Genomic DNA, 24515 nt, shown 5'->3' with positions numbered 1-24515 from the left:
GAGATGCATTCAAGCAAGAACTTAAAGCGCGTCGCATAAATCAGACGCGACGCGCTTTAGGCGCTAGGCTGCCGCGCTGAGCCCCAGTCGGTCAATCGCCAGTTTGCGGGTCGAGACGTAGTCGGTCTTGCCAGAGCCCAGCACCGGGATTTCCTCGACCTTGACGATGTCGTTCGGCACCATCAGATCGGCGGCGCCGGCTTGTCTGCCGAATTTGCGCAATTCATCGGGGTCGGCGTCATCGGCGGTGGTGACCAGCACGATACGCTCGCCGCGGCGCTCGTCCGGCACCGCCACCACAGCGTGGTGCTCTTCCGGCCACAGCGACTGCACCAGCATCTCGACCGCGCCCAGCGACACCATCTCGCCGGCGATCTTGGCGAAGCGCTTGGCCCGGCCGCGAATGGTAATGAAGCCCTCGCGGTCGACAGAAACAATGTCGCCGGTATCGTGCCAGCCGTCGAGCGGCTGCAATTCCCCGGGCCGATCTGAGGTCATGTAGCCCATCATCAAATTCGGCCCCTTGAGCAATAACCGTCCGGCGCCGCTGATGCCCTCGACCGGCTCGAGCTTCATGCGCATGCCCGGCAACAGTCGCCCGACCGTGCCGTCGCGGCCGTGGATGGCGGTGTTGACGGCAACGACGGGCGCTGCCTCGGTCAGCCCGAAACCCTCGATGATCTCGGCCTGGAAGCGCTCCCGGTAGACGCGGCGCGTCTCCGGTTTCACCGCCTCGGCGCCGGCGACGATGAAGCGCAGGCTGGAGAAATCGCCGTCCTTGGCGGTGCGCGCATAGTTGGCGAGGAACGTGTCGGTGCCGAACATGACCGTCGGCCTTGCCTTGCGGGCGACCTCGGGGATCAGCTTGTAGTGCAGCGGCGAGGGGTAGAGGAACAGTTTCACGCCGGTGACCAGCGGCAGGATGGTGCCGCCGGTGAGCCCGAACGAGTGGAACACCGGCAGCACGTTGAGCAGGATGTCGGCCGGCGAGATGGTGATGCGGGCCTCAGCCTGCATCGCGTTGGCGAGAAGATTTCTGTGCGACAGGACCACCGCCTTCGGCGTGCCTTCCGAGCCTGAGGTGAACAGGATCACCGCTGGTTTGGCCGCATTCTGCGGCTGCAGCGGCCAGCGCCACAGCAAGGCGGCGGCGAGCTTGTCCAGTACGGTTACGCTGGCCCGCACATCCTCCAGCCACAACAGCCTGGCGCCGCCTTCCTCTACCGCCGCGACGATGTCAGCGAGGCTGGCCTTGTCGACAAAGGCGCGCGACGAGACCACGGTGCGGATCTCCGCCGTGCGCACGGCGGCGGTGACGCTGGCCGGGCCTGCGGTGTAGTTGATCATCGCCGCCACCCGGCTCGCCGACAACAGGCCAACGAGTGACAGCACGACACCGTTGGCGTTGGGCAGCAGCACTCCAACCGCTTCATTCGGCGCCGTCACCGCCTCGAAGCGGCGGCCCAGCACCCGCGCGCCGATGAACAGCTTTCTGTAATCCAGCGTGCCGCTCACCACGTCTTCGACGATGGGATGCGAGGCGCCGACACGGTCGGCGGCGTCGCGTATGGCGAGGAACAGGCCGCGGTCAAGATCGCTGCCGAAAAGCCGGGCTTCGGCGAAACGGTCGAACAGCGCATTGGTGTTCGAAGACTGATCAGGGTTTCGCGCTACCAGCTCGGCGATGGTCATCGGCTCCAGCACGCTGATCGACAGGAGCGGAAACCAGCGCCGGGGCGCCTTGTCCGCCGCAGTCAGCGATACCGGCAGAGTGCGCGCGCCGGCGACGAAGATCGGCACGATGCGGGCATCGGCCTGCATGGCGATGCGGGTGACGGCGCGAAACAGGCGAAATGTCTTGATATCAGGCTCGACCGCATCCGGCAGATAGACGGCAAGGCGGCCCTTGCCCTTCAGCACCCGCACCAGCCGGCGGCTGACGAAGACATGCTCAGCGTTGAAAGCGATAGTGCGGCCAAGCTCGCGCCATGGTTCGAGCCAGGGCGATCGCGCCGAGACCTCGTCGAGGATGTGCAGCGTGTCTTCCGGCAGCAGTGACAGCATCAGCGCCGGTTCGAGGCGCGACTGGTGCGAAATGACGTAAATGACCGGGGCGGCTGTTCTGCGGGCGATCTTCATACGATCATCGGCAATCCGGTAGGCGAGCTTGAACGGCACATAGAGCAGCGCCTGCGTGAAGCGCAGGCCGAGGCGGAATTTTTCCACCACGCCGATCAGCAGCCAGGCCGCGACGAGACCCGCAAGCAGCGCCAGTGTCAGGATCATGCCGCGTCTCTCCCAACAGATTTTGACCTCGCGGCTCTTCGGGACCGCTTCGATGAGAACCTAGACGAAGTGGGCTCAACGTCAATGCGGAGGTGCGGTACCTTCGCATTACTGGCCTGGCCGGCCATGAAAAGTGCGGTGTCTATGTTTCCTTGCGGCAGAGAAAGCGCCTGCGGCATGAGCCTGGATTGATGGGGGCGGCTCACGCCGCCTTCAATCTCCCGCTGATGAAGCGGAATTCCTGCGTCTTGCCGCCATAGCCATAGGCGGCGGCCGGGACTTCATGCACGAAGGCATAGCTCTCCTCATGCACCTTGCCCAGCAGGCTGCCAAAGCCAAGGAAGAGCGCCTTGAGATAGGCCTCCAGCTCAAGCTTGGTGTTGGTGCCGTCGACCACCTTGATGTCGAGCCAGAAGCTGTTGGCGTCATGCTCGGCCAACGACTTGCCGCCGGCGAACCAGTGCTCGGGGTCATGGTAGGAAATGGCCACCGCTGTGATCGTCGCATCCTTGCGCAAATGCGTGGCGGTCAGTTCGGTCACCTGCCTGGCGATAGCGGCAGACAAAACGGCATCGGGCTTGCCTGTGACGCTGACATTGATGATCGGCATAATTTCTCTCCTCGGGTTTACGCGGCGTCTCCTCGCCGTCAGAAATCTTTGCCATCGCTCCTGCGTTATGAAAATCGAATTGTTTTCAGGGAAAACTTTGATACTGTCGAATTATGACAATGCTCGACCCCGACCTCCTCAAAACCTTTCTCGCCTTCGTCGACCGCGGCTCGCTGGCGCAGGCGGCGTCATTTGTCGGGCGCTCGGCGTCGGCGGTGACCACGCAGATGCAGCGGCTTGAGGATATTGTCGGCGAACCACTTCTGACGCCGCAGGGAAGAGGGCGCGTCCTGACGCCGGCGGGCGAAGATCTGGCCGGTCATGCGCGGCGCATCCTTGCTGTGCATCGCGAAGCGTGGCTGGCCCTCAAGGGCGTGCGAGCCGATGGGCGCGTGGCCATCGGCACGACACAAGATTTCGCCGACAGCGGCCTCCCGGATTTGCTCAGGGCCTTTGCCGCGAGCTATCCGCGCGTCAGGATCGAACTGCGCGTCGGCCGCTCCGCCGAATTGGCCGAGGCGCTGCAAACCGGCATCCTCGATCTGATGATCGCCATGCGACAGGCTCCGGCGCCGGACGAGATCGGCGTGCTCCGCGAGCCGATGATGTGGCTCTGTTCGCAAAGAGGCTTGGCCACACACCAGGACGAACTGCCGCTGGCGCTGCTCGATCCGCATTGCGGCTTTCGCGAAGCGGCGATCGCGGCACTCGACAGGGCAGGCCGCCGCTACCGCATCGCCGCCGGCAGTGCCAGCCTGGCCGGGCTGCGCACGGCGGTGCATGCCGGCATTGCTCTGACGCTGCGGACGGCGCGGTTTGCCCATTCCGGCATCGTCGAGGCACCGCGCGAGTTTGGCCTGCCGCAGGTTCCCATCGCCGAGTTCGCCATCCGGCTGCGCCAGGATGCCGAGCCCCCGGCCCAGGATCTGGCTGCGCTGTTCAGTGGCAACCTTGCCTTGCCAGGCGCACCGAGCTGATTTCGCAAAAGAAAAAGCCGACCTTGCGATCGGCTATAGGTTAGACGGGCCGAGGGGTTTGGGGGGACTTGGATGACCCGTCAAAGCCAACAATGCCTGAACCTGTTGATGGTTCCATGACCTTGCTAATTTATTTGCACCCGCAGTTTTATTTTCGGGGGCAAATTTTTCGCAGGCAGAGCGCTGCCTGGCCGCTTGCCAGTCGCGCCCGCCATGGGCGAACACCGCGCAGAGCACGATGGCGCCGCCGATCATGCTGGCGGCTGGCGGGACCTCGGCCAGGAACAGGAAGGCGAACAGGATCGCGAACGGTACTTCAGCCGAGCCCAGCAGGCCGGATTCGGCAGCCGGAATGAGCCGCGCGCCCTCCGTCCACAGAATAGAGGCCAGCGCGAACGACGTGCCGAAGGCGACGAGCAACACTGTGTCCTCCTGCGGACCGCGAACATCCCTGTTGACTCGGCCCCAGGGTCAGCCCCGATAGAAAGGCGGTCAACAGCAACAAGGTGATTCATGAACTCTTCCGCCCAGTTCCTGAACGCTTCCGAAGCCGCCGGCCGGCTCGGGGTGTCGGCCAAGGCCCTGCGGGTTTATGAGCAGCGCGGCCTGATCGCTCCGATCCGCACTGCGGCCGGATGGCGCGCCTACGGTCCTGTCGAAATGAGCCGCGCCGCCGAGATCGCGGCCCTGCGCGCGCTTGGCTTCAGCCTGGCCCAGGTGGCGCGGGTGATGGAGGGTGACTCCCGGGGCATGGAGCCGGCCTTGGCCGCACACCAGGCAGTACTCGAGAGCCGGGTGCGCCAGCTTGTCGGCGTAATAGAGAAGATCGGTAGCCTGCGGGACGACCTCGCTCGAGGCGAAGCGCCAAGCGCCGGGGAACTGGCGCGCCTGCTGGCGCCAGAGGCTACGCTCGGCGTCGCTTTCGACCTTCCCTGGCCTTGGGGAGGCGAGCGGTTCGAACTGGGACAGATCCGACCGCTGAACTACATCATCGGCCCGCTGGGCAGTGGCAAGACCCGGCTGGCTCAGCGCCTGGCCGAGACATTGCCCGACGCCGCCTTCCTTGGCTTGGATCGACTGGCGAATGGCTGTGCGGCGGCTCTGGCTCGTGTGGACGCCGACCCAGCTCTCAGGTCGCGGGTCGATCAGACGCTGGCCTGGCTCGTCGAGGACGGTGCCGCGGTGTCCGACGCAATGATCGCTCTACTCGTCGGATTGGAAGCCGAAGGTCCGGCCATCCTGGTCGTCGACATGATCGAACAGGGGCTGGATCAAGCCTCGCAAGAAGCCCTGATTGCCCATTTGCGTCGCCGCGGCCCCGGCGGTCGACCGCTTTTTCTGCTCACGCGCTCCTGCGCGATACTCGACCTGGCGGCTGTCGGCACCGACGAAGCGATCATCCTCTGCCCCGCCAATCACAGCCCGCCAACGTACGTCGCCCGGTACCCCGGCACTCCCGGCTACGAGGCCGTCGCCACCTGCCTGGCCTCACCCGAGGTGCGGACGCGGACGGACGGCGTCATCGCGTGGCGGCCCCAGGCCGCATGAAAGGCATCAAGTCTAACGACGCAGCAATGTCTGGACAGCTTGTCACTCCGATCCAAATGTCGTGAAATCAAGGTTTAGGCCGTACCGGTTCTATTCGAGTATCGTGACGAGCGATGAAAATGACTGCCGAAAAGGGTTGGACATGGACACCACCGGACTGAAGGCCATGCAGGCGCCGCTCAAGGAGGCGTATCGCGACGACGCATCGCGCGCGCTGATCACGCTTCGGGCCAAGGGCTCGGTCGACGACCAGTCGATCGCCTGCAAGGTCGAGACCGGCAGGGCGCTCGCCGTTGCCGGTCTGCATCCGGCTACCGGCGGTTCCGGGCTCGAACTGTGCTCGGGCGACATGCTGCTGGAGGCGCTGGTCGCTTGCGCTGGCGTAACGCTGAAGGCAGTGGCGACGGCGCTGGAGTTCAAACTCGGCGCCGCCACCGTGGAGGCCGAAGGCGATCTCGATTTTCGCGGCACCTTAGGCGTGGCAAAAGATGCGCCGGTCGGCTTCCGCGCCATCCGGCTGAATTTCAACCTCGACAGCGACGAGCCACAAGACCGCGTCGACACACTGCTCAAGCTGACCGAACGCTATTGCGTGGTGTTTCAGACCATCAATACGAGGCCGGAACTGACGGTCAGCGCTCAGCGCTGAACGCGCGCCGCCGGCTACTCGCTTTCGCCCTCGTCGGCGAACGGCGAGGCGCTCGGCACGCACTGCACCGACCAGCCGGCCGGCGTTGGCTGCTTCTGATATTCGGTGACGGCGAAGGCGCACTGTTCGCGAGTGTCGAACGTGCTGGGCAGCACCACCATGCCGCCTTGCGGGCCGGCAATCACCAGATACCAGACCAGCGCTACGCTCGAAGCCATGGAAATTTCCTCGCTTGTTGTGGGAGTCGGGTGATCCTATCAATTCTGGGCGATCGGCGAAAGCGCGGCCTGGCGCGGTGGGTCGCCATGCCAGCGTGTTCTGCATTTGTTGGGCCGGCTCAGTTCACGGCAAAGCAGTAGAACAGGCCGTCGCCGCCGGTGCTCCTCAGTGCCTCCTGACTGCAGCCGCCGCGTGAAGCGTGCGAGGAATTCCACGATTTGGCGGCGGCCGAATCGTCGAGACCGGTGCGGTCGTGATGCCCCGTCATTGCCGCACCTTCCGCTCCGCTGAGCGTCCAGTCGCCGCAGGTCTGGTCGGCAATTTTCGTGCCGTCGGGCTTGGACCCGGTCAGCACGTCGTGCCGGTTGGGCTTTTCGCCGCGGCCGTTGACCACTTCGCCCTTTTCGTTGAGCGCTGTTTGCTTGGTGATGGCGTTGGCATCGCTATGCAGCGAAGCGACATCGTCGGCGATCTTGACGCCCTTGGCGTTGAACCACGGTCCCGTGCCAATGCGATCGCGTGCATCGGTGTCGCTAGTCGAGAGGTAGGCGTGCCATGTCTTGCCCGCAACGCCCGCGGCTTCAGCCAGCGAGGCGCAATGCGCATCGGCGCCCGCGAGGCCGCCGAGATCGGCGCCCTTGCCCGAGCCGACGCTGGTGACGAAGAAGCTCATCGTCGCGTCCTGCGAGGATGCGACGCCGATGGCTGCCAGAGATGCAGCGGCGGTGACGAGAAGCAGTCTGCGCATGGTGGTCCTCCGTTTCGGAAAATCTGGCATTCCAATAACGTCGGCGGCGGCGCAATTCTTCCGTCGAAATGCGCGATGCGTCTACTCCGGTTGCCGGTAGGCAACAAAGCGGTTGTGCTTGGCCTGGAAGATCAGCCCGGTTTCCGTAAGCGCAGGGCTGGCCAGCGGCACGATGCGTTTGGCGATCTCCTGGGGATGCGGCAGCGTCTCCGGATCCTCACCGGGCACCGCCTGCGCACGCATGGCGGTGCGGGTGGCGCCGGGATCGGCGGCATTGACCCTGAGGGCCAGGTTTTCCGTCTCATGCGCCCAGGAACGCATCATGGTCTCGACTGCCGCCTTCGACGCCGCGTAGGGCGCCCAGAAGGCCCGCGCCGAATGGGCGGCATTGGAGGAAAGCACGATGGCACGGCCTGCGTCGGAGAGCCTGAGCAACGGGTCGACCGAGCGGATCAGCCGCCATGTCGAGGTAACGTTGATGGTCATAACTTTCTCGAAAGTCTTGGCCTCGACATGGCCGATCGGCGAGATGACGCCGAGCACCGCCGCATTGGCGACCAGGATGTCGAGCTTGCCCCATCGCTCATGGATGGCGCCGCCCAGCCGGTCGATGCCGGCCATGTCGGCGAGGTCGAGCGGCACCAGCGTCGCCTGTCCGCCCGTTGCCTTGATCTGGTCGTCGAGTTCCTCCAGTCCGCCGACGGTGCGGGCAACCGCGATGACGTGGGCTCCAGCTGCGGCAAGTTCCAGGGCGATGAAGTAGCCGATGCCGCGCGAGGCGCCGGTGACGACTGCGACGCGGCCGGACAAGTCGAGGCCAGGGGTGGGGATCATGCGAGGGCCTCCGTGAGTAGGCGTGAAACTCGGGAAGGCAATTGGTGTTCCGGCAATCCTACGCCCCGCCCGCCGCCAGCAGCGACAGCGTCCGCACATTGTCCGAACCTTCGAAATCGGCAAGCCGGGTCGGATATTGCCCGGTGAAGCAGGCGTCGCAGAATTGCGGCTGCTCATTGTCGCGGCCGGCCTCGCCGACGGCGCGGTAGAGCCCGTCGATCGACAGGAAACCGAGCGAATCGACGCGGATGAACTCGGCCATCTCTTCCACCGACATGCGCGACGCCAGCAGCTTCGACTTCTCCGGCGTATCGACGCCGTAGAAACAGGAAGCGCGCGTCGGCGGCGAGGCGATGCGCATGTGCACTTCCTTGGCGCCGGCATCGCGCACCATCTGCACGATCTTCTGGCTGGTGGTACCGCGCACGATCGAATCGTCGACCAGCACCACGCGCTTGCCTTCGATCATGCGGCGGTTGGCGTTATGCTTGAGCTTGACGCCCATGTGGCGGATCGAATCGCCGGGCTGGATGAAGGTGCGGCCGACATAGTGATTGCGGATGATGCCGAGCTCGAACGGGATGCCCGCGGCTTGCGAAAAGCCGATCGCCGCCGGAGTGCCGCTGTCGGGCACCGGCACGACGATGTCGGCCTCGACCGGGCTTTCGAGCGCCAGCTCGGCGCCGATGCGCTTGCGCACCTCGTAGACGTTGCGGCCCTCGACCGACGAATCCGGACGCGCGAAATAAACATATTCGAAGATGCAGAAGCGGGTCTTCTGCGGCTCGAACGGAAACAGGCTCTCTATGCCCTTGGCGGTGACGACGACCATCTCGCCGGGCTTCAGGTCGCGCACGAAACGCGCGCCGATGATGTCGAGCGCGCAGGTTTCGGAAGCCAGGATCCAGGCGCCGTCGAGATCGCCGAGCACCAGCGGCCGGATGCCGAGCGGATCGCGGCAGCCGATCATCTTCTTTGAAGTCATCGCCACCAGCGAGAAGGCACCTTCGACCTGGCGCACCGCATCGATGAAGCGCGAGTTGAGATCGCGTTCCCTGCTGGTGGCGACCAGATGCAGCAGCGTCTCGGTGTCGGAGGTCGACGAGAAGATCGCGCCCTGTTTCTGCAACGCGCGCTGCACCGTCATGGCGTTGGTGAGGTTGCCGTTGTGGGCGACGGCGAAGCCGCCATCGGCGAGCTCGGCGAAAAACGGCTGGATGTTGCGCTGGCCGGCGCCGCCTGTGGTGGCGTAGCGTGTGTGGCCGATGGCGCGGTTGCCTTGCAGGCTGTCGATGACGCGCTGTTTGGTGAACGTATCGCCGATCAGGCCGACATGATGTTCGACATGGAACTGGGTGCCGTCATAGGAAACGATACCGGCCGCTTCCTGGCCGCGGTGCTGCAACGCATGCAGGCCGAGCGTGACGATAGCCGCAGCGTCCTGCCGGCCAAAAATACCGAACACACCGCATTCGTCATGGAAATGATCGTCAGCCTCGGCGGAAAGCACGTCGTCTGCGTCTGCCATCTTCAGCTCCGCTAAAGTCGCTATATAGTGTGATGACGGCTCGAGAGCAACGTAGAGTTTGCGGCCTTCACATGATCGTCAGTTTGCCGGCGCCGGATTGGCCGGTGCATTGTCGGCCGGTGGCGCGTCGGTTTCGCTGCCGTCGGGCGCCGGAGCATCGTCGCCAGTTGCCGGTGCGTCCGCCGCGGGTGCATCCGCTGCCGGAGGTGTCTCGGCGCCGGTCTCGGGTGCCGGCTGATTCGGATTGAGCCTGTTGAGGATCGCGTTTTCCGGATCCTCGGGCAGCAGGCTTTCGAGCTTGGCGCCGATCGATTCGAGCAGCGGCCGCGACTTGGCATCGGCGACCCAGCCCGGAGCCTTGGGGCCGGCCAGCCAGTTGAAGAACAGCAGGGCCACCGCGACGACCAGGATGCCGCGCGCCGCGCCATAGAGGAAACCAAGCGTGCGGTCGAGCGCGCCGACCCTGGAATCGATGATCCAGTCGGCGAGCTTCATGGTGATGATGGAGACGACGATCAGCGCGACGATGAAGACGATGCCGGCGGCCACCACCATGGCAATCTTCTCATTGTCGACATAGGGCTGAACGTAAGGCAGGACCGGTTGATAGAAAAAGAACGCTGCCGCGGCCGCCGCTATCCAGGAGATGACGGAAAGGACCTCGCGCGAAAAGCCGCGAACCATGGCGAGCATCGCCGAGACCAAGGTGAAGCCGACGAGAATTCCGTCAAGCAGCGTAATCGGCATGTCTTTTGCCCCACTTCATGAGCCGCGTCATTCTTGCTCGTCGGCGCGGCTGCGCCGTGAGCCGGCTATGCGCGCCACGAGATCGGCAAGCTCGGTGGGCTGGAAAGCGCCGGCCCCTATCCCCCCGGCAAGTTCCTCGCTGCCCAAGGGCAGAACCGCGCTTCCAAAACCCAGCTTTTCGGCTTCCTTCAGGCGCTGCTGCGCGTGCGCAACCGGCCTCACGGCGCCCGAAAGGCTGATTTCGCCGAAATAGACGCAATCGGCGGGAAGGGCAAGACCGGTGAGCGAGGAAACCAGTGCGGCCGCCACCGCCAGATCGGCGGCCGGCTCCGAGATACGGTAGCCGCCGGCGACGTTGAGATAGACGTCATGCGTGCCAAAGCGGACTCCGCAATGGGCTTCGAGAACGGCGAGGATCATCGACAGCCGGGCACCGTCCCAGCCGACGACGGCTCGACGCGGCGTGCCCAGCGACGACGGCGCCACCAGCGCCTGGATCTCGACCAGCACCGGTCTGGTACCTTCCATGCCGGCGAAAACCGCGGCGCCCGGCGCTTTCGCATGGCGTTCGCCGAGAAAAAGCTCGGATGGATTGGCGACCTCGCGCAGGCCCATATCAGACATTTCGAACACGCCGATCTCGTCGGTCGGTCCGAAGCGGTTCTTGACCGTGCGCAGGATGCGGTAGTGGTGGCCGCCTTCGCCCTCGAAATAAAGCACCGCGTCGACCATATGCTCGACGACGCGCGGCCCGGCGATCTGGCCTTCCTTGGTAACGTGGCCGACGAGCACGATCGCCGCGCCTGTGGATTTGGCATAGCGGATCATCGCCTGGGCGGCGGCACGCACCTGGGTGACGGTGCCGGGCGCCGAATCGGCCATGTCGGTCCACAAGGTCTGGATCGAATCGAGGATCACCAGGTCCGGCCGCTTGCCGTCGGCGATGGTGGCGAGGATGTCCTCTACATTGGTCTCGGCGGCAAGCTCCACCGGAGTATCGGCGACGCCGAGCCGCTGCGCACGCAGCCTGATCTGGGCGACCGCCTCTTCGCCCGAGACGTAGACGATGCGGTGGCCCTTGGACGCCAGTGCTGCGGCGGCCTGGGTCAACAGCGTCGACTTGCCGATGCCGGGATCGCCGCCGACCAGCAGGGCCGAGCCGCGCACGAAACCGCCGCCGGTTGCGCGGTCGAGCTCGCCGATGCCGGAAACGATGCGCGGCGCGTCCTCGATGTCGCCGGACAAAGTCGTGAGCACCACGGCGCGGCCCTTGCGCGCATTGCGGGTATTGGCCGGGCCCGAGCCGATGCCGCCGGACGTGCCTTCCTCGACCAGCGTGTTCCACTCGCCGCAGGCATCGCATTTGCCAGCCCAGCGCTGATGCACCGAACCGCAATTCTGGCAGATGAACTGGACGCGCGATTTAGCCATGAAATCTCGCATACCTTAGAAGGGAGGCGGATCGAGAATGTCCGCATTTTCGGCCGGGATTTGGCGAGCGCGGATACAATTCAGTGTTTCTTGGCGAGAGCGCGTACTTCGGCAAGCGACTCATCGAGCAACTGCGGATTGGGCGATAGCATCTGGCTGTCGTAAATGGAGATCATGCCTTGTGTTTGGCCTGCAAACTCAGGCTGCGTTTTTCGCGTCTCCTCATCAATCGCGTCGACGTAAAACAAGAAATTTTGCCCAGCCAGAACAGGTACGCCGCATCCTCCCATGATCAAAGTGGTCGTGGAGATCACACCATTCGGTTCCGGATTGCCCTTGAACACCTCCATTGTCTCGTAGCGAACGTTAACCAGTATCCGACCATCACCCTCATCGGCTGCGACAATTCCAAGCTTTGTCGGACTAAGCTCTGTGGCTGTCACCAAGCCTCGGAACACCAGGGCCGCCTCAGCAAATGCTCGTTGTGGCGTCCAGTTTGCAGGCATTGAACAAGCTGAAGCGACGTCAGGCAGGACAGCCGCGCTGACGAGCACGAGAGTCAGGCGGACAGAAAACCTGAAACGCTTACCCATGCCTACTCAAACCTCTCCGCAATATGATGCTCCTCGGCGAGGTCGGAGAAGCGGGTGAACTCGCCCTGGAAGGCGAGGCTGACCGAGCCGGTCGGTCCATGGCGCTGCTTGGCGACGATGACCTCGGCCTTGCCGCGCATCTCGTTCATCTCGTGTTCCCATTTGATGTATTCGTCGGTGCCCGGCTTCGGCTCGCGGTTCTTCAGGTAGTATTCCTCGCGGTAGACGAACATCACCACGTCGGCATCCTGCTCGATCGAACCCGATTCGCGCAGGTCCGAGAGCTGCGGGCGCTTGTCGTCGCGGCTTTCGACCTGACGCGACAGCTGCGACAGCGCAATGATCGGCACGGCAAGCTCCTTGGCCAGCGCCTTCAGGCCGGTGGTGATCTCGGTGATCTCCTGCACGCGGTTCTGCGAGGATTTGGCGCTCGACCCTTGCATCAGCTGGATATAGTCGATGACGATGACGTCGAGGCCGCGCTGGCGCTTCAGCCGCCGCGCCCGCGCCGACAGCTGGGCGATCGAGATGCCGCCGGTCTGGTCGATGAACAGCGGGATCTTCTGCATGGTCTGCGAGCAGGCGACCAGCTTTTCGAAATCCATTTCGCTGATCTCGCCGCGGCGGATTTTCGACGACGGGATTTCGGTCTGTTCGGAAATGATGCGGGTGGCGAGCTGTTCCGACGACATTTCGAGCGAGAAGAAGCCGACGACGCCGCCATTTGCCGCCTTGAACGAACCGTCGGCCTGTTGCGCCGGCACATAGGCTTCGGCGATGTTGAAGGCCATGTTGGTAGCAAGCGAGGTCTTGCCCATGCCCGGGCGGCCGGCGATGATGATCAGATCGGACGGCTGCAGGCCGCCCATGCGGCGGTCGAGATCGCGCAGGCCCGTGGCGACGCCCGACAGGTGCCCGTCGCGCATATAGGCGGCGTTGGCCATGTCGACGGCGGTCTTGACCGCGTCGGTGAAGCTCTCGAAACCGCCATCGTAGCGGCCGGTCTCGGCCAGTTCGAACAGGCGCCGCTCGGCGTCCTCGATCTGCTCGGATGGCGACATGTCGACCGGCGCGTCGTAGGCGATGTTGACCATGTCTTCGCCGACGGTGATCAGGGCGCGTCGCGTGGCGAGATCATAGATGGCGCGGCCGTAGTCGGCGGCATTGACGACGGTGACCGCCTCGACGGCCAGCCGTACCACATATTGCGCAACCGTCATGTCGCCGACCCTCTCGTCGGCCGGCAGAAAGGTCTTCAGCGTGATCGGCGTCGCTATCTTGCCCATACGAATGAGCTCGGCGGCGACCTCAAAGATCTTTCTGTGCAGCGGCTCGTAAAAATGGCCGGATTTCAGGAAATCCGACACGCGGTAGAAGGCGTCGTTGTTGACGAGGATGGCGCCGAGCAGCGCCTGCTCGGCTTCGATGTTGTTCGGTGCCTCGCGATAGAGCGGTGTTTCCGCCACGCCGAATTTTCGTGCTGCCTCTGCCATTACGTCCCCGATTTCGATGCCGGTCTCTCGATATCAGTAACGGGATAGGTCGGTGATGACTTATCTGCATCAGTCTTCATTCAATCAGCTTCGGTGCCCGCGATTCACAGCCAAGTTTTTTCGGTGGAAAGAATCTTGATTGACTCGAATCAAGATGGCGAGCCTAGCCGTTCTCGGGCGAGAACAAAACAGGAAAATAGCTGCCAATCACTCCGGCAGTGCGTCGCCCCAGTCGAGTCGCCGCGCGGCCTTGAACACATCGCCGTCGCGCTTGGTGAACAGTTTCTCGTCGGCGCTGCCGTCCTTCTCGCAAAGTTTCAGCAGAACCTTGCCCGAGCCTGATTTCGGCGGTGCGATCACACGCGCCTGCGGCGGGGCAGCAGCGTGGCGGGAGGCAGCGACATAGATGAATTTCTCGTCCTCCCATGGCACGTCGGCGTCCTTGGCCAGCCGGTGCAGGCGCGAACGCGCGACACGGCGCGAAAAATGGCACCAGTCGGGCGGCGCGAGCGGGCAGGGTGACTTATGCGGGCAAGGCGCAAGCACGTGCGCACCCGCCTCGATCAGCTGTCGGCGCACGGCAAGAATGCGCTGCCATCCGGCCGGCGTGCCCGGCTCGACGACCAGCAGCGTGTCGTTGGTCAGGTGCCAGAGCCGGTCGATGAGTGTTGGCAGCGACGCTGGTACGATCTCGTCCAGCACATAGGCGCAGGTGACCAGCTCGGCCGGCTTGAGATCGGCGAGATCGAGGCTGACATCGCCGGCCAGCCAGGCGACCCTGGCCGTCATCGCCTCAGCGGCAAGCGCCGCGCCGACCCGGCGCACCGCGGCGCTCGCCTCGATCAGCACCGCCTGCTCGAGGTCGGGCCAGAGATCGAGCGCAGCCCAAAGCACGGTCCCGGGGCCGGCGCCGACGTCGAGCAGGGTTTTGGGTGCATGATCGGGCCTTGCCTCGCTGAGCGCATCGAGACTGGCACGGACAGCGGCATAGGTCGCCGGCAGCCGCGTCGCCAGATAGGCTTTGACCGCGATCTCCTCGGCCATATGCAGGCGGCCGTCGCGCAGTTCGGCGCGATAGCGGTCCGACAGCGTTTTTGCCGCTAGCTTCAGCGTCGGCAGCGGCACTTTTTCGAGGAGACGCTCGACGCCCTGTCGAAGCGGGATAGGCAGTTCCATAGCTCAGGCACCCCGAGGTGCGAGCAGGATCACCGAGGCGCCAACGATGCAGAGCGCGGAACCGGTAAGGCCCAGCGGTCGGGGCGCACGCCTTCCACCAGCCACAGCCATCCGAGCGAGGCGGCGATGTAGATGCCGCCATAGGCGGCATAGGCGCGGCCCGCAGCACTGATGTCTACCAGCGCCAGCAGGAAGCCGAACAAAGCGAGCGAGACCAGGCCTGGCGCCAGCCACAGCGGCGACTTTTCCAGCCGCCACCACGCCCAGATCGAAAAGCAGCCGGCGATCTCGGCAAGGGCAGCAACGATGTAGATGAGATAGGTCATGAAAAAAGTCTCGCGGCGACGGCGAGACCTTTTTCAGCGTGTGGGCCGCCAATGGCAAGCGGCAATGGCGTGATCGCCGGCAGTCTATTCCATATCCGCCACCTTGCGGCGCCGGGCGGGCTTGGCGGCAGGGGCTTTTGGACGATGCCCCATGTCGCGCAGCTGCAACGCCTTCTCGCATTTGGCCATATAGTCACGAGACATCGGCAGCGTGTCGTTCTTCTTGGCGATCTGGATTTGGAAGACCACCAGATCCTGCCAGCGGAAAGCGGCTTCCGAGGCTGCCAGATAGAACTCCCACATGCGGCAAAAACGTTCGTCATAGATCGCCTTGGCCTTGTCGCGGTTGGCGGCAAAGCGCTGGCTCCAATGTCTCAGCGTCTCGGCATAATGTAGCCGCAGGACTTCGATGTCGGTGACGATGAGGCCCGACTTTTCGATCGCCGGCATCACTTCCGAGAGCGAGGGGACGTAGCCGCCCGGGAAAATGTATTTGCGGATGAAGGCGCTGGTTGCCCACGGCGCGCCGGAGCGGCCGATCGTGTGCAGCAGCATGACGCCGTCCGGCTTCAAGAGCGTCGCCGATTTGTCGAAGAAGGTGCGGTAGTGGTTGACGCCGACATGCTCGAACATGCCGACCGAGACGACGCGGTCGAAGCGCTCGTTGAGCTCGCGGTAATCCCTCACTTCGAAATGCACGCGGTTTTCCAGGCCTTGCGCATGGGCGCGGTCGGTGGCGACGCCATGCTGCTCGGTCGACAACGTCACGCCTTGCACGTCGACGTCGAAGGACTTGGCGAGATAGAGACCGAGCCCACCCCAGCCGGAGCCGATGTCGAGCACCGTCTGGCCGGCCTTCAGCCTGAGCTTGGCGGCAATGTGGCGCTTCTTGGCTGCCTGCGCCTCGTCGAGCGTCATGTCCGGCTGCTCGAAATAGGCGCAGGAATACTGCATGTCCTCGTCGAGGAAGAGTCTGTAGAGGTCGCCTGACAGATCATAATGGCGCTGCACGTTGCGGCGCGCGCGCGCCGCCGTGTTGATCTGCTGCAGGCGGCGGAAGGCGTGACGCAGGCCTTCTATCGCCTTCGACCAGGTGGCATCGATGCCGCCGCTGTCCATGTTCTGGAAGGCGATGCGCATCACCCCCAGCACGCCGCCCTCGAGTATGTCGAGCTCACCGTCCATATAGGCTTCCGGCACCGCCAGCATCGGATCGAAGCTGATGGCGCGTTCGGCATGCGTGGTCTTGATGTGCATGTGTACCAGATCGCCGCTGCCGTCACCGAAAGTCACCGAGAGGCCTTTCGGTCCGGTGACCTTGAGATTGCCGGTGCGCACCAGGCGGTCGAGAATGCGTTTCAGCAGAATATTCATGAACAAATGTCCCCTCTCGGTCAGACACGCTGTCTCGGCGCATGACCCGACAATCGAAATCGATTTCGGAAAGGATCATGCGCCGAACCAAAGTCCTGCAGCGTCCTTTGCGCGTCCAAACGACGCGCGGCGCTATAGTCTGCATCAAGATATAGGGGGTCGAAAAGTTCCGTTTGGCACAAAAAAGCCCGGGCGAGGCGCCCGGGCGTTGGTCCAGAAATGACTGGAAGCCGACGAAACGCTTTAAAGCGCCGCTCTGACGCCTTGTGACGTGCAATCAGCCGTTGTCTTCGCTGCCTTCGAACTCGGCATTGGGATCGAAGAAGTTGTCCGGGCGCGCATTGTCGTTGATGTCGTCGCCATAGATGGCTTCGGCTGTGGTCAGCGTCTCGCCCTTGGCCTGGCGCTCGGCTTCGTCGGCCGTGCGGGCGATGTTGAGCGTGATGGTGACCTCGACTTCCGGATGCAGCGCGATCGCCACATTGGTCAAGCCGATGGTCTTGATCGGCTGGTTGAGCAGGATCTGGTTGCGGTTGACCGAGAAACCTTCAGCCGTCAGCAACTCGGCAATGTCGCGGGTCGACACCGAGCCGTAGAGCTGGCCGGTTTCGCCGGCCGAACGCACGGCGATGAAGCTCTTGCCGTCCAGCTTCTCCGAAATCTGCATGGCCTCGGACTTGCGCTCGAGGTTGCGGGCTTCGAGCTGGGCGCGCTGGCCTTCGAATTTCTTCTTGTTGGCTTCGTTGGCGCGCAGCGCTTTGCCCTGCGGCAGCAGGAAGTTACGGGCGAATCCATCCTTGACCTTGACGGTATCGCCCATCTGGCCGAGGCGGGAAACGCGTTCGAGAAGAATGACTTCCATGGTTTTGTTCCTTCGTTTGGGCGCCAAATCACTGGCATCGACGCCGAATTGTCTGGAACAGGTCAGGAAGCTGAGGGCGTCGCCGCCGATGTCGCTGTCCTGCCTGTCGCGGCAGTTAGAGGTCTTCACCTCAACCCGGGATTTGATGGCAACCCCGCGGCGCCCGTCGCCGTGGGAAAAGCGGGCGGCGAACTGCCCGCTGGCTAGACCATGATCCCGAAAAGTGGAAACCGGTTTTCGGATAAGATCATGGTCAACTAGTCAGTTTGTCCATGATCCCGAAAAGTGGAAACCGGTTTTCGGATAAGATCATGGTCAACTGATCAGTGTTAGCGAACCACGTAGGGCAGCAGGCCGAGGAAGCGGGCGCGCTTGATCGCCTTGGCGAGTTCGCGCTGCTTCTTCTGGCTGACGGCGGTGATGCGCGACGGCACGATCTTGCCGCGCTCGGAAATATAGCGCTGCAGCAGTCGCACGTCCTTGTAGTCGATCTTGGGCGCGTTGGCGCCGGAGAACGGGCAAGTCTTGCGGCGGCGGTGAAACGGGCGCCGGGTCGGGATCTGGTTGATGTCGACCATTATTCTGCTCCCCCTTCAACAGCTTCGCGCGGACGGCGCGGGCCACGGTCTGCACCATCGCCACCGAAGCTGCGCGGCGGGCGATCGCCACGGTCGCCGCGATCGCGGTCGCCGAACGAGCGCGGGCCACGGTCACGGTCGCCGAAGCCGCCGCGTTCCGAGCGCTCTTCGCGCTTCTGCATCATTGCCGACGGGCCTTCCTCATGCGCATCGACCTTGATGGTGAGGAAACGCAGCACATCCTCGGACAGGCCCATCTGGCGCTCCATCTCGTTGAGCGCGGCCGGCGGGCAGGTGATGTCCATCAGCGTATAGTATGCCTTCCGGTTCTTGTTGACCCGGTAGGTGAGGGACTTCAGTCCCCAGTTCTCGACCCGGCCGACGGACCCGCCATTCGCGGAGATGACGCTCTTGTACTGTTCGACAAGCGCATCGACCTGCTGCTGCGAGAGGTCCTGCCGGGCAAGAAACACATGTTCGTAAAGAGCCATATTGTTCTTTGCCTTTCTTCGTTTCTCTCCCGGTCCCGGCGGCAAAAGCCTCTGCAACTTCTCTGACCCGGCGATCCCTGGCGGGGCGGGGAAGAAAGGAGCATGACGAGACGGTCGAGAGCGGAGACACGGGAGGCGGAAGCGCTTCTGGCTCCACACGAAGGTTTCGAAAACCTCCGGCCCTCGTTCAGCCCCCAGCAAGGACCGGCAGATTGCGGGCGTCTATACAGGAATTTGGCCGCAAGACAAGGGCAAGCCGAAAAACCGCCGCGCTCAGGACGACATGTCGCGCATCTTCAGCTTGTATGCGGGACCCGCTTGTTCACCGTCTCCGGGAAGAAATCGGGCGCTGCACGGCGCTTGCCGAACATCATATCGTATTGCAGCAGACGGAAATCGCGAATCGCCGGGTCGATTTGCTTCTTGCGCGCCCAGTCGGGCGTGTCCTCGCCCGTCGGCGTCAATAACAAATTGCGGTCGACGACGCTGTAGCGCTCGTGCATCTGGCCGAGGAAGCCGGTGTAATAGGGGTGGCTGATCCCGGCCGTGGTCAGGACATGGTAAGGCAGAAAGGCTGGACTGACAGTGCCCATGTCCGCGACCGGACCGGTGCGGTTGGACCATACGATCAGCGGTGTTCGGTGATGCAGCAGCATCTGGTCGGGCGGCTCCTTGCGTGGCGCGACGTTATCCCTAAGGAAGCCGGTCTCGACATAGACCGGACCGAGCGGCGGCAGATGGTCGCCGAAGAAGGCGATGACCGTCGGTCGCCGCCGGTTCTTCGCCCATTCGATGAGGCGCTCGAGGCTCTTGTCGGCGTCGGATGCGCCTTCCGTGAAGCTCAGCAGCGAATCCTTTGCCCACTGGCTGGTCGGAGCCTGCACCCTGTGGGTCGGATTGTAATAGCGATTCGGTTCGTAGGGTCCGTGGTTTTGCAGGCTGACGGCGAAGTAGAAGAACGGATCGTCCGTGGCGTCGGCTTCGCGGATGATCTCGTCGGTCATCGCCGCGTCCGACGTCAGAGGCCCGCGCTTTTCGAGATATGGCATGTTTTCTTCGGACTTGAAGTCATCGAAGCCGAAATCGGCATAGACCGGCGTTCGGTTCCAGAACCAGCTTGTACCCGGATGGATGGCGCGCGTCTCATAGCCCTGGCTCTTCAGGAACGTCGCCATCGACGGCACCGGCGCGCGGACATATTGCTGGTAGGGGATGCTGCCGGCCGGCAGGAAGGCGTTGGAAAAGCCGGTCAGCGCCTCGAACTCGACATTGGCGGTCATGCCGCCGAATTCGGGCGAGAACACGTGGCCGGAGCGCAACGCCCGCACATTGGGAATCGGATCGGGCGTGATGGTGACGCCGGGCAGTTCGGTCGGATCCCAGAAGGATTCGCTCATGACGATGATGATGTCTGGCTTCTCGGCCGGCACCGATGCCTTCACATCAGATCTTTCGATCGCCGCGATCGCCTTGTCGGAGTAGCCGGCAGGCGCGGGGACATGGGCCATTGGCACGTTGAGGGCGAAGGCCAGTGCGAAGCCGTTGGAGGCGTAATTTTCCTTCTGGTCCCACATGATCGGGATGATTTGCAGCCGGTCGCGGGTCCACGAGAACGTCGCGTAATCCATGATCGACACGAAGAAGGCGAGCAGCGGCACGGTCAGCGTCAGCCGGGCCAGGCGCCCCTTGCGACCGAGCGCCGGTACGCGGCGGCGCCACAGCCGCCAGCCATAAACGAGCAGCGAGAGGCTGCCGACGATGCCGACCGCCAGAGCGATGGCGGTTCCCGGACGTTCGCGCACCAGCAGCGGCATCAGCGCCACGATCTGACGTGAATAGAGGAAATCAGTCGGATAGAGCGGATCGCCGAGATAGAGCGATTTCTGGTGTCCGACAAAGGCCAGCGCCAGCGTCAGCGGCGCGACGATCATCAGGCTCTGGTGGCTGCGGCCGAGCACGGCATCGAGGCCGATCAGGATCAGCGCGAAGATGATGATGGTGGTCCAGCCGGGCTTGAAGGGCTGCAGGAAGAAGCCGACGGTGCCGGCAAAGTCGCCGCGCACGATCAGTTCGATGGCAAAAACCAGGATGGTGGCGGCGAGAAGGCTGACGAGGCCATAGCGGATAACAGGCCATTTCCGGCCCGGCAGATAGCCGGTGGCCGGATCGCCTTCCAGAAACTGTGGCGCGGATTTGCCAACGCCTTTCTTGATCCTTGCCACCTTACAATTCCCCCGACCATACACAAAAGTGTCATTGAGCTGTCATCGATATGTCACGAAAAGCTAGCGTCTGTGGCTGAAATAAGAAGAGCCAGCAAACGAATCGTGAGCGATTTTCATCATGAGTGATCGAAAAAAAGCCTTTTGGAACAGGTACTCGGCCAGCGATACCGAGCCGGAGCGGCGCGGGTCGGGCTGCTAGCGGACTTGACTTGTCCGCCCGCCTTGCGTCACAGGCAGGAAAAATCAGCCGCTTGGGAGGCACGCATGGCAGTCGCATTCACCTTTCCGGGACAGGGCAGCCAGGCTGTCGGCATGGGCAAGGACCTCGCCGACGCCTTTCCGGAATCGCGGAAGATCTTCGAAGAGGTTGACGACGCGCTCGGCGAAAACCTGTCGAAGCTGATCTGGGAAGGGCCGGAAGAGAGGCTGACGCTGACCACCAATGCCCAGCCGGCGCTGATGGCTGTGTCGCTCGCCGCCATCCGGGCGCTGGAATCGCGCGGCCTCTCGCTGAAGCACAAGGTCGCCTATGTTGCCGGCCATTCGCTCGGCGAATATTCGGCACTTGCCGCCGCCGGTTTCGTTTCGGTCGCCGATGCCGCCCGGCTCTTGCGTATCCGCGGCAATGCCATGCAGGCGGCTGTGCCGGCCGGCGAGGGCGCCATGGCGGCGATCATCGGGCTGGAACAGGCCGATGTCGAAGCCGCCTGCGCTGAAGCGGCCAAAGAGTCGATTTGCCAGATCGCCAACGACAATGGCGGTGGCCAACTGGTGATCTCCGGCGCCAGGGCGGCCGTCGAGCAGGCGGCGAAGCTGTGCACGGAAAAGGGCGCCAAGCGGGTGCTGATGCTGCAGGTCTCGGCGCCCTTCCATTCGGCGCTGATGGCACCGGCGGCCGAGGTCATGCGCGAGGCGCTGGCCGGCGTGACGAAGAACGCGCCGTTCGTGCCCGTGGTTTCCAACGTGTCGGTCACGCCGTCCAGCGATCCGGATGCGATCGCCCACCGCCTGGTCGAACAAGTGACGGGGCGCGTGCGCTGGCGCGAAACGGTGGAATGGTTTGGCGCCAACGGCATTGCGACGCTGTACGAGGTGGGCGCCGGCAAGGTGCTGTCGGGACTGGCGCGGCGCATCAACCGCGACATCGCCACCGGCGCGGTCGGCACGCCGGCCGATGTCGAGGCAGCGCTGGCGGCATTGGGGTGAACCACGCGTTTAGAGGTAGCCGAACTCACCCGGCTTGTACGATTGAGAAGAGGATAAGACATGTTTGAATTGACCGGCCGCAAGGCGCTCGTCACAGGCGCATCGGGAGGCATCGGCGAGGCGATCGCCAGGGTGCTGCATGCGCAGGGCGCTGTCGTCGGCCTGCACGGCACCCGCGTCGAGAAGCTGGAAACGCTGGCGGCCGAGCTCGGCGACCGGGTCAAGCTGTTCCCGGCGAACCTTTCCAATCGCGACGAGGTCAAGGCGCTCGGCCAGAAGGTTGAGGCCGATCTCGAAGGCGTCGACATTCTCGTCAACAATGCCGGCATCACCAAGGACGGGCTGTTCGTGCGCATGGCCGACGCCGACTGGGATTCGGTGCTCGAGGTCAACCTGACCGCCGTGTTCCGGCTGACCCGCGAACTCACCCATCCGATGATGCGGCGCCGGCATGGCCGCATCATCAACATCACCTCTGTGGTTGGCGTCACCGGCAATCCCGGCCAAACCAACTACTGCGCCTCCAAGGCCGGCATGATCGGCTTTTCCAAGTCGCTGGCGCAGGAGATCGCCACGCGCAACATCACCGTCAACTGCGTCGCCCCGGGCTTCATCGAATCGGCGATGACCGACAAGCTCAACGACAAGCAGAAAGAGGCGATCATGGCGGCGATTCCGACACGACGCATGGGCACCAGCGCCGAAGTCGCCTCCGCCGTCGCCTACCTCGCTTCCAACGAAGCCGCCTATGTCACCGGCCAGACCATTCACGTCAATGGCGGCATGGCGATGATTTGACAGTTGCGGGAAAACACCCCTTTTCACCTTGGAGCCCGGCCGATTTTCGTGTAATGCGGCCCGCAACCCGGCGGTTCGGGCAAAAACCGGTCCGGTGCCGTTGCGTTTCCGACAGGACCATCTTTCAGCTTGATTAGCGGCATTCTGCCCGCTAACGAAGACAGACAAACAAAAGACGAGGATGCCCAAATGAGTGACACCGCAGAGCGCGTCAAGAAGATCGTTATCGAGCACCTTGGCGTCGATGCCGACAAGGTGACGGAGCAGGCGAGCTTCATCGATGATCTGGGCGCGGACAGTCTCGACACGGTCGAACTCGTCATGGCGTTCGAAGAAGAATTCGGCGTCGAGATCCCGGACGATGCGGCCGAAACCATCCTGACTGTCGGCGATGCGGTGAAGTACATCGACAAGGCTTCGGCCTGACGCTATTTGCAGTCATCACCGAGGAGGACCTGCGATGAGGCGCGTCGTCGTCACGGGCCTTGGGCTGCTTTCGCCGTTCGGCGTAGGCTTTGAGCATGGCTGGAAGGAATTACTGACCGGCCGCAGCGCAGCCAAGCGCATCACCGAGTTCGAGGTGGAGGATCTTGCCTGCAAGGTCGCCCACGTCATCCCGCGCGGCAATGGTGAGAATGCCACCTTCAATCCCGAGACCGTTCTCGAGCCGAAGGAACTGCGCAAGATCGGCGACTTCATCCTCTACGGGATCGCGGCCGCCGACGAGGCGCTGAAGGATTCGGGGTGGGCGCCGAAGACGCATGAAGAGCAGTGCGCCACCGGCGTGCTGATCGGCTCCGGCATCGGCGGCATCGAAGGCATCGCCGAGAATGCGATGATCCTGAAGGAGCGCGGTCCGCGCCGCATCAGCCCGTTCTTCATCCCCGGCCAGATCATCAATCTTGTATCCGGCCAAGTTTCGATCCGGCATGGGCTGAAAGGCCCCAACCACGCCGTCGTCACCGCTTGCTCCACCGGTGCGCATGCCATCGGCGATGCCGCCCGGCTGATCATGTGGGGCGATGCCGACGTGATGGTCGCAGGCGGCACGGAAGCGCCGGTCACGCGGCTGTCGATCGCCGGCTTCGCCGCTTGCCGGGCACTGTCGACCGACCGCAACGACGCTCCGGAAACGGCCTCGCGTCCCTATGACCGCGACCGCGACGGCTTCGTGATGGGCGAGGGCGCCGGCGTCGTCATTCTGGAGGAACTGGAACACGCCAGGGCGCGTGGCGCCAAGATCTATGCCGAGGTCACCGGTTACGGCTTGACCGGCGATGCCTATCACATCACCGCGCCGGCCGAAGATGGTGACGGCGCCTTTCGTTGCATGGTGGCGGCGCTGAACCGGGCCAAGCTGACGCCCGCAGACGTCGACTACATCAATGCGCACGGCACCTCGACCATGGCTGACACGATCGAACTGGGCGCCGTCGAGCGGCTGGTCGGCAACGCCGCTTCGAAAATATCGATGTCGTCGACCAAGTCGTCGATAGGCCACCTTCTGGGTGCGGCGGGCGCCGCCGAGGCGATTTTTTCGATCCTCGCCATTCGCGACAACATCGCGCCGGCCACCATCAATCTCGACAACCCGGAGCGCGAAACGGCGATCGACCTGGTGCCGCACAAGCCGCGCGCCCGCCAAATCGATGTGGCGCTGTCCAATTCCTTCGGCTTCGGCGGCACCAACGCCTCGCTGGTCTTCCAGCGCTACAATGGCTGACCGGTCCGCCGACCGGCACGGTCTATGCGTGTCGTCAATTTTGCCATATTCGCCCCTACTGTGCCCAAGGGGATTCGTTGCAAGACCAAACGG

General features: G+C 63.6%; 23 protein-coding genes and 2 pseudogenes. 7 read left to right on the top strand and 18 right to left on the bottom strand.

The annotated features are described in order from the left end of the window. Nucleotides 1-63: 63 nt before the first annotated feature. Both X738_RS64945 and X738_RS64940 read right to left on the bottom strand, forming a co-directional pair. A complete protein-coding gene (locus tag X738_RS64945; protein WP_023800725.1) occupies nucleotides 64-2286 on the bottom strand; it encodes an AMP-binding protein in 2223 nt (740 codons plus the stop codon). A gap of 202 nt (nucleotides 2287-2488) precedes the next feature. After that, the gene (locus tag X738_RS64940; protein WP_023800724.1) at nucleotides 2489-2896 is read right to left on the bottom strand and encodes a tautomerase family protein; all 408 of its coding nucleotides are present in this window, start codon (nucleotides 2894-2896) and stop codon (nucleotides 2489-2491) included. Between the two features lie 113 nt (nucleotides 2897-3009). Here X738_RS64940 and X738_RS64935 point away from each other — a divergent pair, with 113 nt between their 5' ends. Continuing rightward, on the top strand, nucleotides 3010-3873 hold the full coding sequence (locus X738_RS64935) for a LysR substrate-binding domain-containing protein (RefSeq protein WP_023800723.1): 864 nt from the start codon (nucleotides 3010-3012) through the stop codon (nucleotides 3871-3873). Nucleotides 3874-4047: 174 nt separating this feature from the next. Here the strand turns inward: X738_RS64935 and X738_RS82900 are convergent. Beyond that, nucleotides 4048-4302: pseudogene (locus tag X738_RS82900) on the bottom strand (DMT family transporter); the annotation flags it as partial. Nucleotides 4303-4386: 84 nt separating this feature from the next. Here X738_RS82900 and X738_RS64925 point away from each other — a divergent pair. Further along, nucleotides 4387-5421 carry a MerR family transcriptional regulator gene (locus tag X738_RS64925; RefSeq protein ID WP_023800721.1) on the top strand — a complete coding sequence of 345 codons (1035 nt, stop codon included), beginning with the start codon at nucleotides 4387-4389 and terminating at the stop codon, nucleotides 5419-5421. 142 nt (nucleotides 5422-5563) lie between these two features. Beyond that, on the top strand, nucleotides 5564-6070 hold the full coding sequence (locus X738_RS64920; RefSeq protein WP_023800720.1) for an OsmC family protein: 507 nt from the start codon (nucleotides 5564-5566) through the stop codon (nucleotides 6068-6070). Between the two features lie 14 nt (nucleotides 6071-6084). Here the strand turns inward: X738_RS64920 and X738_RS0142330 are convergent, their stop codons facing one another. The 15 genes and pseudogenes from X738_RS0142330 to X738_RS64850 all read right to left on the bottom strand — a co-directional run bounded on the left by X738_RS0142330 (nucleotide 6085) and on the right by X738_RS64850 (nucleotide 20692). Next, nucleotides 6085-6288, bottom strand: coding sequence for a hypothetical protein (locus X738_RS0142330; RefSeq protein ID WP_027152685.1), 204 nt, complete (start codon nucleotides 6286-6288; stop codon nucleotides 6085-6087). Between the two features lie 119 nt (nucleotides 6289-6407). Further along, entirely contained in the window at nucleotides 6408-7037 is a 630-nt protein-coding gene (locus X738_RS64915) for a hypothetical protein (RefSeq protein ID WP_023800719.1), read from the bottom strand. Between the two features lie 81 nt (nucleotides 7038-7118). Then, a complete protein-coding gene (locus tag X738_RS64910) occupies nucleotides 7119-7871 on the bottom strand; it encodes an SDR family NAD(P)-dependent oxidoreductase (RefSeq protein WP_031255525.1) in 753 nt (250 codons plus the stop codon). Between the two features lie 58 nt (nucleotides 7872-7929). Further along, on the bottom strand, nucleotides 7930-9399 hold the full coding sequence (gene purF / locus X738_RS64905) for an amidophosphoribosyltransferase (RefSeq protein WP_023800717.1): 1470 nt from the start codon (nucleotides 9397-9399) through the stop codon (nucleotides 7930-7932). A gap of 78 nt (nucleotides 9400-9477) precedes the next feature. After that, on the bottom strand, nucleotides 9478-10146 hold the full coding sequence (locus X738_RS64900; protein WP_023800716.1) for a CvpA family protein: 669 nt from the start codon (nucleotides 10144-10146) through the stop codon (nucleotides 9478-9480). Nucleotides 10147-10173: 27 nt separating this feature from the next. Beyond that, nucleotides 10174-11577 (bottom strand): DNA repair protein RadA, encoded by a 1404-nt coding sequence (gene radA / locus X738_RS64895; protein WP_023800715.1) that lies wholly within the window; start codon nucleotides 11575-11577, stop codon nucleotides 10174-10176. 80 nt (nucleotides 11578-11657) lie between these two features. Further along, entirely contained in the window at nucleotides 11658-12170 is a 513-nt protein-coding gene (locus X738_RS64890; RefSeq protein WP_023800714.1) for a hypothetical protein, read from the bottom strand. Nucleotides 12171-12172: 2 nt separating this feature from the next. Beyond that, nucleotides 12173-13663, bottom strand: a complete 1491-nt coding sequence (locus X738_RS64885; protein WP_023800713.1) for a replicative DNA helicase — start codon at nucleotides 13661-13663, stop codon at nucleotides 12173-12175. 207 nt (nucleotides 13664-13870) lie between these two features. Continuing rightward, on the bottom strand, nucleotides 13871-14839 hold the full coding sequence (locus X738_RS64880) for a small ribosomal subunit Rsm22 family protein (RefSeq protein WP_023800712.1): 969 nt from the start codon (nucleotides 14837-14839) through the stop codon (nucleotides 13871-13873). Between the two features lie 3 nt (nucleotides 14840-14842). Continuing rightward, a pseudogene (locus tag X738_RS64875) lies at nucleotides 14843-15165 on the bottom strand (YnfA family protein). Nucleotides 15166-15249: 84 nt separating this feature from the next. Continuing rightward, a complete protein-coding gene (locus X738_RS64870) occupies nucleotides 15250-16539 on the bottom strand; it encodes an SAM-dependent methyltransferase (protein ID WP_023800711.1) in 1290 nt (429 codons plus the stop codon). A gap of 277 nt (nucleotides 16540-16816) precedes the next feature. Further along, nucleotides 16817-17401 carry a 50S ribosomal protein L9 gene (gene rplI / locus X738_RS64865; RefSeq protein WP_023800710.1) on the bottom strand — a complete coding sequence of 195 codons (585 nt, stop codon included), beginning with the start codon at nucleotides 17399-17401 and terminating at the stop codon, nucleotides 16817-16819. A 329-nt stretch (nucleotides 17402-17730) separates the two neighbouring features. Beyond that, nucleotides 17731-17979, bottom strand: a complete 249-nt coding sequence (rpsR, locus tag X738_RS64860) for a 30S ribosomal protein S18 (protein WP_006203718.1) — start codon at nucleotides 17977-17979, stop codon at nucleotides 17731-17733. Further along, the gene (rpsF, locus tag X738_RS64855) at nucleotides 17979-18470 is read right to left on the bottom strand and encodes a 30S ribosomal protein S6 (protein WP_023800709.1); all 492 of its coding nucleotides are present in this window, start codon (nucleotides 18468-18470) and stop codon (nucleotides 17979-17981) included. The genes rpsR and rpsF overlap by 1 nt, the downstream gene beginning before the upstream one ends. Before the next feature lie 296 nt (nucleotides 18471-18766). Then, nucleotides 18767-20692 (bottom strand): LTA synthase family protein, encoded by a 1926-nt coding sequence (locus X738_RS64850; RefSeq protein ID WP_023800708.1) that lies wholly within the window; start codon nucleotides 20690-20692, stop codon nucleotides 18767-18769. 267 nt (nucleotides 20693-20959) lie between these two features. Here X738_RS64850 and fabD point away from each other — a divergent pair, with 267 nt between their 5' ends. The 4 genes from fabD to fabF all read left to right on the top strand — a co-directional run bounded on the left by fabD (nucleotide 20960) and on the right by fabF (nucleotide 24422). After that, nucleotides 20960-21901 carry an ACP S-malonyltransferase gene (fabD, locus tag X738_RS64845; protein WP_023800707.1) on the top strand — a complete coding sequence of 314 codons (942 nt, stop codon included), beginning with the start codon at nucleotides 20960-20962 and terminating at the stop codon, nucleotides 21899-21901. Between the two features lie 60 nt (nucleotides 21902-21961). Continuing rightward, a complete protein-coding gene (gene fabG, locus X738_RS64840; RefSeq protein WP_023800706.1) occupies nucleotides 21962-22699 on the top strand; it encodes a 3-oxoacyl-[acyl-carrier-protein] reductase in 738 nt (245 codons plus the stop codon). A gap of 189 nt (nucleotides 22700-22888) precedes the next feature. Then, the gene (locus tag X738_RS64835; RefSeq protein WP_006203723.1) at nucleotides 22889-23125 is read left to right on the top strand and encodes an acyl carrier protein; all 237 of its coding nucleotides are present in this window, start codon (nucleotides 22889-22891) and stop codon (nucleotides 23123-23125) included. Between the two features lie 34 nt (nucleotides 23126-23159). Then, entirely contained in the window at nucleotides 23160-24422 is a 1263-nt protein-coding gene (fabF, locus tag X738_RS64830; protein WP_023800705.1) for a beta-ketoacyl-ACP synthase II, read from the top strand. Nucleotides 24423-24515 lie beyond the last annotated feature (93 nt).

The organism is Mesorhizobium sp. L48C026A00 (genome assembly GCF_000502375.1).
GTDB lineage: Bacteria > Pseudomonadota > Alphaproteobacteria > Rhizobiales > Rhizobiaceae > Mesorhizobium > Mesorhizobium muleiense.
Note: the sequence above shows the minus strand (reverse complement) of the source record. Positions and strands in the feature narration are given on the sequence as shown.